An 8083-nucleotide genomic window follows, 5' to 3' on the forward strand; every position below is an offset into this window, starting at 1 on the left:
CACGTTATAAGACTACAGCATCCTTATCAGTGTTACTTCTCATCAAGGAAAGTATTCCATTGATTCAACCGCACATGTAATGTGAGAGACTTTTAAAGTGCCTCTTCCGAAGCTGTATCCAAGTCCATATCTACTGCGACAAACAAAGTGCTTAAGCGCTTTACAGTTCGAAAAAATCCTCAACGAACGAATATCAAATGGTCGATTTTAGGTACTCACTACGTAGTAAGAGCATTGTTTATTTCGTGGAAATTATGTGTAGTGCATCCATCAACATGGCTTAAAGCTGACGACACTGGCCTGTATTGCGAGCCGGGTGAATTCTATATTGACCCGATGAATGAAGTGGCCACAGCACTGGTCACTCACGGACACGCTGATCATGCTCGCGCAGGCCACCACAGTGTCTATGCCAGCGCAGAAACACTGGCCATTATGAAAACCCGCTACGGCGATGAAATGGCAACACACCAACACGCCATAACGCTAGGTAAGTCAGTGACATTTAATGACGTTGCGGTCACTTTTTTCCCCGCCGGACACATTTTAGGCTCTACTCAAATTCTTATCGAATATGCAGGTTATCGCGTTGTAGTTTCCGGCGACTACAAACGTCGCCACGATCCTACCTGCCCGCCGTTTGAAGTTGTCCCTTGCGATGTATTGATTACCGAGGCCACTTTTGGCCTTCCTGTATTTAAACATCCACCTATAGAGCACGAAATAGATAAGCTCCTTCACTCGTTACGTGTTTTTCCCGAACGATGCCACCTTGTTGGTGCGTATGCCCTAGGGAAATGCCAGAGGGTTATTTTAGCGCTACGTGAAGCGGGGTACGAAAAGCCCATCTACTTACATGGTGCGCAGCTAAAGCTATGCGATTTATATGAACAGCTTGGAATAAGTCTAGGCGCTTTAATTCCTGTATCCGACGTCGCAGATAAAAAAGCACTGGCAGGTGAGATTGTATTAGCGCCCCCCTCGGCATTGGCCGACAGGTGGTCGAGAAGCTTACCCAATGTGCGCCCTGTTATGGCGTCTGGCTGGATGCAAATTCGCGCCCGTGCGAAGCAAAGAAATGCCGAACTACCGCTTATTATTTCCGATCACTGCGATTGGCCAGAATTATTACAAACCATTGAAGAAGTGAATCCCAAAGAAGTATGGGTGACCCACGGTAGAGAAGACGCGTTAATGTATCAAGCTGAAAAAATGGGGTTCAAAGCTAGGGCATTATCGCTTGTCGGCTACGATGAAGAAGAGCAAGGAGGCGACTAATGAAAGCATTTAGTAATTTGCTTGAGCAACTTTATTACACGTCGGGAAACAAAGCCAAAGCGCAACTCATGGCTGATTACATTGCCAACACACCTGACCCTGATCGTGGCTGGGCTATAGCCGCTATGGCCGGTACGTTGCGATTTGATTTTTTTAAGCGTAACACTGTGAAAAAGCTCATTACCGAACACACTGACTCTGCGCTTTTTGCAATGAGCCACGATTATGTGGGAGAGGTTAGCGAGACCGTGGCGCATTTATGGCCTTACAGTGAACCTACGGATAATCTTCCAAGTCTTACTGAAGTCGTAGAAACCTTTGCGTCTGTGAGTAAACAGAAGGTGTCGGAAACGCTAGCCAACTACCTGACGATAATGACCCCTGCACAGCGCTGGGCTTTATTGAAACTTGGCACCCGCGGATTGCGCATAGGCGTGTCGGCTCGCTCCATTAAACAAATATTAGCCGATTATGGCAATAAAGATATCAAAGAAATTGAGACGCTGTGGCACGCGGTTACACCACCCTACACCGACATGCTTGCTTGGTTAGAAGGCAAAGCTGACAAACCTGACATTGAAAATGCAGTTACTTTCCACCCCGTGATGCTCTCCCACCCTATTGAGGACAGCGATATTGATGCTTTTACGGAAAACACGTGGCAAATTGAAAACAAGTACGACGGTATTCGCGTTCAGCTTGCTGTTAAATCGGAGCCTTTTGCCAGTAAATGCACCACAAGAAAAGACCAGAACGATAACAAAAAAGGGCAAACAATAGATGAAGAGACGCCGGATAAGGCGCTTTTCTCACGCACAGGAGATGACATTAGCCATTCTTTTCCCGACCTACTTGAAACGGTAAAAGGAAATATGGTGTTAGACGGCGAACTACTGGTTATTCATAACGTAAAAGGCGACGCTTATGACGCTATGGCTTCACAGCCGAATGTCGACACATTCAATGCACTTCAGCAACGCCTCAACAAGAAAAAGCCAAGTAAAGCACTGCAAGCGTCTTCACCTGTTGGACTTATTGTCTACGATGCCTTGGTGCTAGATGGCAAAGATTTAACTGAGAAAACGTTGAAGGAACGTCGCCAGGCGCTCCACGAATGGTTTAACCATAACAAAAGCAAGCGCTTGTTTTTATCGGAAACCCTTTCTGCGAGCTCTCCTAAAAGCCTTCGTGAACTTCATGCCCACGTTTGTCAAAATCGCGCGGTGGAAGGGTTGATGATAAAGCGCTTAGATAGCAAGTACATCCCCGGCCGTCCCAAAGGGCAATGGTTCAAGTGGAAGCGCGACCCGCTGGTGGTTGATGCGGTAATGATGTACGCGCAGCGAGGGCACGGGAAACGATCGAGCTTCTATTCCGATTACACGTTCGGTGCATGGGAAGACGACCAGCTTCTGCCAATAGGAAAAGCATATTCTGGATTTACCGACGAAGAACTTAAGAAGCTAGACAACTGGGTACGGCGCAATGCAGTGGGACGCTTTGGCCCTGTGCGGGAGGTAAAGAAAGATCTGGTGTTAGAAGTGGCTTTCGACGCGGTTCATCCTTCCTCAAGACATAAATCGGGGGTAGCGCTGCGCTTCCCTCGCATTCACCGTATTCGTTGGGATAAACCCGCCGCCGAAGCTGACACGCTAACCAACGTTAAAGCGTTAATCGAAAACTAACCACGTAAAAATACTTCCTAAGTAAGAAAAAATCGCTGAAAATGAAGTTTTACAGATGACCTCGGGCGGATTGCCTGAAGAGAACAAAAATAGGAAATCGCCATGCCTAAGGCTAGTGAAATCAAAAAGAATAACACCGTGGTATTTGACGGTAAGACCTGCATAGTTAGAGACATAGAACGTTCTGTACCCCAAGGTCGTGCAGGTGGCAGCATTTATCGCATGCGCATGTATGACGTCGTCACAGGTGCTAAGTACGACGAAACATTTAAAGACTCAGACACATTAGATATGGCTGATTTAATTCGTCGTCCGGCAATGTTTTCTTATGTTGATGGTGACGAATACATTTTCATGGATAAGGAAGACTACACGCCTTATCACTTGAACAAAGAAAGTATTGAAAATGAGGCGCTATTCATTAATGAAGACACCGACGGTATTCAGGTGGTTATCGTAAGTGAAGTGCCAGTAGCGTTAGATTTGCCAATGAGCGTAGAGCTTGAAGTTGTTGAGACAGACCCATCTATTAAAGGCGCCTCTGCTACGTCTCGAACCAAGCCTGCCACGCTTTCAACCGGACTGGTTGTACAGGTGCCTGAATACATCAGCACTGGCGAGTGGATTAAGGTAAACACCGAGGAACGCAAGTTCCAAAGTAGAGCGGATAAGCACTAAGCAACCAATACATCAGCTGACGCCACCTTTGCCGGTGCGCAGCGATTGAAGAAAAAAGGGTTCATTTTGAACCCTTTTGTTTATCTTAAGATAATCGATACTTATTTAGCGATATTAGCCTGCGTTGGCAATGCGCTAAATGCACCATACTGCGTTACCGTGTAAGCACCACAGCGGATAGCAAATTCCGTAGCTTCGCTTACATTCTCGAAGTTCTCCGCCCATGCGTCGAAGTCATCAGCACTTTTCACTTTTGTAGATAGGAAATATAAGAAGCCACCAATAAAAGAGTCACCCGCTGCCGTCGTGTCTTTTACATCCATTTTAGGTGACGCTAACGTGCCGCTAAACGACTTGGTAATATAGTGAATAGGCTCACCACCATCAGTTACCAATACAACTTTAACGCCGCTATCAAGCCATTGCTGAACTTTTGTATCAGCATTTTCTTCGCCATATAGCTCTGCGAGTTCTTCTCGGCTAGCCTTTAAAACAGACACTTTCTTTGCAGCTTCATCTATACGTGACGGAGCATTCGCTGTGTCATCCCAAAACGCTGGGCGATAGTTAATATCCAAACACACCATCATGCCGTTTTCCTTCGCCTTGTTCAGAATAAACTCGGTACCAGGAATAAGTTCAGGGCCTGAAATAGAACCTGAGCAAAAATGAAGCACTGTATTTTTATCACAATCTATCGTCGACAAATCTTGCTCTGAAATGTGTTTATGCGCGGCATTATCAACATAAAAATCAAAAGAGCGTTCGCCGTCTGCATCCAAGTTTACAAATGCCAGAGCCGTATTACCTTCTTGTGTAGTCCACACGAAGTCAGTGTTTACTTTGTAATGCTCTAGCATTTCTTTAAGAAACGCGCCAAAAGTATCGTCACCTACTTTCGAGACCATCGCACTCTCACCACCTAGCTGAGCTACAGCGACTGCCACATTAGCAGGTGCACCACCCGCGTAGGGCTGGAAAGGTTTCATTGCTGGTATGTTGCCATCTTTGGGCGCAGCACCTTGGCTTAACATATCAATTAGCACTTCACCTAAACATAAAATCTTCATACCAGCCTCACTTAACAGAATTTAAAAATTGCAGCTTACCTATGCACAGTTCGCGCAAGGTTAACGAATCGTTAATTAATTGGGGCATAGTATTGTCGAAAGAATCAATTAAATCAACCTAATTGATTTAACCTTTTGCGCAAAAATCAACGGGTGTGATAGGGTTGACCTAGTACTGTCGAATAAAGTTATGTCTGAACAAGTACCTACACCATTTCTTAAATTTGATACACGGCTAGGTTGTTATTACACTCTAGCTTCTTAAAACGATAGATTGTAAATACATTGAATACTGAATCGGCCTTTCACCTGCCATCACAAAAAGCACCTACATTGCTTGATAGCCGCTCAGCGAATGAACGGGATATCCTTACCCTAATTCGCCAACGTTCTTCATTGCCTAAAGCTGAAATAGCACAGTTAACGGGGCTGTCTGCACAATCAGCGACAGTGATCATTAAAAAACTAGAGGCTGACGGCCTGGTAAGGCGACTAAAGCCAATCAAAGGCGGAGTAGGCCAGCCCAAGGTGCCGTTTGGTCTCAATGAAAACGGCGCGTTTGGTATAGGGCTGAAAGTAGGTCGACGAAGTTTCGATATGACGTTACTCGACTTGAAAGGCAATGTAAGAGCAACACTTCACGAGAAGTTTGCCTACCCGACCGTAAGCAATCTGCTTACCTTTGCAAAACGTGCTTTCAATGTACTCATTAAAAATTTGGATACCGACCAACAGCGCCTAATCCGAGGTTTAGGCGTTGCTATGCCCTTCGAAATTTGGAGTTGGGCAGAAGAAGCCGGAGCCCCAAAAACTGAATTGGAAGAGTGGAGAGAGTTTAACCCACAAGCGGCGTTGGAAGATTTATTATCACTGCCTGTTTTTATAAAAAATGATGCTGGAGCAGCGTGCAGCGCAGAGATGTCTTTCGGTAATTCCCAAAACTACAATAGTTTTCTTTACATCTTTGTTGGCACATTCTTAGGCGGTGGCCTGGTACTCAATAACCAGTTAGTTAATGGAAAAACAGGCAACGCCGGGGCCATTGGCTCTTTACCCTTTTACAATGGCAGTACACAAAGCCAGCTAATAACCCAGTCTTCACTTTATTTGCTGGAAAGAAAGCTAAACGACGCTGGGCATAACGGTCAGCATATTTATGAATCGCCATCCCACTGGTCTTGTGACACGCACTCAATAGAAGACTGGTTAAGCGAAACCGCCAGAGGATTGGCCTTTGCGACTCAATGTGCAATGAGCTTGTTAGACCTAGACGGCGTAATCATAGATGGCGCAATTCCTGATGATGTCAAAAACGCATTGGTCGCGCATACGCAAACCGCGATGGAGACGCTTGATATGCGTGGCCTTGCTCAGGTACACATAAGCGAAGGTCTTGTAGGCAGAAAAGCGCAATCCATTGGAAGTGCAAACCTAGCCCTTCAGGCAAATTATTACTAATCATCTCACATCTCAAAAGGTTTGGCTTTGGGCAGCATGAAAGAAGGAATGCATGACATTTTAATTTTAGATGGCGGCATGGGGCGAGAGCTGAAAAAGACAGGTGCGCCCTTTAAGCAGCCAGAGTGGTCAGCACTGGCACTAATGCAAACACCAGAATTAGTAAGTGATGTGCACAAACGTTTTCTTGAAGCCGGTGCCTGCGTTATTACCACTAACGCCTATGCGCTTGTACCTTTTCATATTGGGGAAAATATATTTAGGGAGCAGGCTTTTACTCTCGCTCAGAATGCGGCCGAACTCGCTCGAGGTGCAGTAAACGCACTAAAGAGCGATGGTGACAAGAGGCGATTTGTCGCGGGTAGCGTTCCTCCAGCTTTTGGTTCTTACCGCCCGGATTTATTTGATGCGAGCCGTGTAGCCGACATTCTCACCCCGCTTATTAAAGCCCAGGAGCCCTATGTTGATGTTTGGTTGATTGAAACTGCAAGTTCGGTAGAAGAAGCTAAAGCCGTGGTGTCACTTATAAAACAGCACTCTTCACTGCCTATATGGCTGTCATTCTCCGTTAGTAATCGAGAAACATCTAACGAGCCTGTGACATTGCGCTCAGGTGAGCTGCTAAGTGAGATAGAGTCATTATTGAGCGAAGTACAGAGCGTACTTTTCAATTGCTCGCAGCCGGAAGAGATGGAAGACGCTATTTCAATAACGCGAAGTTTAAATGCTTCGATTAATATTGGCGCTTATGCAAATAGCTTTTCTGAGAGAAAACGTACACACGCGGCCAACGCGCTACTTTCCGAAATACGTGACGATATAACCCCCGCCCGCTATGTTGAATACGTTAAGACTTGGGTGGCTGCTGGCGCAACCATCATCGGGGGTTGCTGTGGTATCGGCCCTGAACATATTAAAGCCATCAGCGACGTTTTTGGTCAATAAAAGTACTAAATAGACGTGGCTAGCTTTACAGCGCAAAGTCCTGTGTTTCGAAATACAATAGTGAGTATAAGTCGCATACTGCAAACGCCGCATTGAGCTGCTCCACACTAGGCACATGCGTTTCCGTTGGTTTTATCGCTGGTTCGCTACATCCTTTTACGAGTATTAACGCATCATAAGAAGGGCGTGTACCAATACTATGAACGTACAGTTGACTATCGCCAAGCTCAATGATTGACCATGAATTAGCGCTCGGATCATTAGGGGCATCTACATCGGCGTGTTGCCGTTTATACTGTTTTGACACTCGACGTTTAAACAGCAACTCAACGAATGTCAGTTTCGATTCACTTAGCCACTGATTACCGCCTCGTTCAAAGTGCCCCTTAAAGAATTCCGCAGGAATAGAAAATTGCTCGCCATTAATGAGCTTATTTAAATCAAAAATAGCCGGCAACAGTGTAACCATGCTGCTCTGAGAAAAAGCGCCAGCGTGATCCAGATCTAAAGACTCAAGAACTAGCGCTTTATATGAACTGTCTATCTTGTAGATAAGTTGATAATCGTGTGGCGAGTAGTATAGCGGCAGATGACTAGCGTAGAGATCAGTACCATCGGAAAACACTACCATTCCGTGAGATCCAACTTTATCGTGATTAGCGTGTGTTGTGGCAACTGGCGCTAACTCGCGGCCGACGACATTCGCACTGGAGGCGGGTGTATTAATGAAAGTCACGAATATATATAAAGCAGTAAGAAAGAGATATTTCATAAGGCGGCAAGTATGTTTGAAAGGCTACTGTGGCAATACTGACATTCAATTCACATACAGTTAAGCTACAATTAAGATTCAATTAATTCCCAATTGGAAGCAATTTAGCGATGCACTTATGGATATTGAAGACTTAAGGAAATTTATTGTTGTTGCGCAATATGAGAACTTGAACAAGGCGTCCCAGCATTTATCAG

The 8083-nt window shown here is 45.4% G+C and carries 7 protein-coding genes; 5 read left to right on the plus strand and 2 right to left on the minus strand.

Features of this window, described 5'->3' with window-relative positions; genetic code table 11:
* The first annotated feature begins 261 nt into the window (after positions 1-261).
* From ACFI6L_RS05355 to efpL, 3 genes are all read left to right on the plus strand, one after another.
* Entirely contained in the window at positions 262-1278 is a 1017-nt protein-coding gene (locus tag ACFI6L_RS05355) for a ligase-associated DNA damage response exonuclease (RefSeq protein WP_069945257.1), read from the plus strand.
* Positions 1278-2963: a cisplatin damage response ATP-dependent DNA ligase gene (locus tag ACFI6L_RS05360; RefSeq protein WP_462573562.1), complete on the plus strand. Its 1686-nt coding sequence runs from the start codon at positions 1278-1280 to the stop codon at positions 2961-2963. Before ACFI6L_RS05355 ends, ACFI6L_RS05360 begins: the two co-directional genes overlap by 1 nt.
* A gap of 102 nt (positions 2964-3065) precedes the next feature.
* Positions 3066-3641 (plus strand): elongation factor P-like protein EfpL, encoded by a 576-nt coding sequence (gene efpL, locus ACFI6L_RS05365; protein WP_014951071.1) that lies wholly within the window; start codon positions 3066-3068, stop codon positions 3639-3641.
* Between the two features lie 101 nt (positions 3642-3742).
* Here the strand turns inward: efpL and ACFI6L_RS05370 are convergent, their stop codons facing one another.
* Complete coding sequence (locus ACFI6L_RS05370) at positions 3743-4711, minus strand: carbohydrate kinase family protein (RefSeq protein ID WP_014951072.1); 969 nt, start codon at positions 4709-4711, stop codon at positions 3743-3745.
* A gap of 285 nt (positions 4712-4996) precedes the next feature.
* Between ACFI6L_RS05370 and ACFI6L_RS05375 the strand changes: the two genes are divergently transcribed.
* Both ACFI6L_RS05375 and ACFI6L_RS05380 read left to right on the plus strand, forming a co-directional pair.
* Positions 4997-6169 carry an ROK family transcriptional regulator gene (locus tag ACFI6L_RS05375; protein WP_101566185.1) on the plus strand — a complete coding sequence of 391 codons (1173 nt, stop codon included), beginning with the start codon at positions 4997-4999 and terminating at the stop codon, positions 6167-6169.
* A gap of 36 nt (positions 6170-6205) precedes the next feature.
* Positions 6206-7114 (plus strand): homocysteine S-methyltransferase family protein, encoded by a 909-nt coding sequence (locus ACFI6L_RS05380; protein WP_278346629.1) that lies wholly within the window; start codon positions 6206-6208, stop codon positions 7112-7114.
* A gap of 25 nt (positions 7115-7139) precedes the next feature.
* On the opposite strand, the gene ACFI6L_RS05385 is transcribed toward ACFI6L_RS05380, so the two are convergent.
* Positions 7140-7850 carry a hypothetical protein gene (locus ACFI6L_RS05385; protein ID WP_283620132.1) on the minus strand — a complete coding sequence of 237 codons (711 nt, stop codon included), beginning with the start codon at positions 7848-7850 and terminating at the stop codon, positions 7140-7142.
* Between the last annotated feature and the right edge of the window lie 233 nt (positions 7851-8083).

The sequence above is a fragment of the Alteromonas sp. G4i35 genome, from assembly GCF_054960375.1.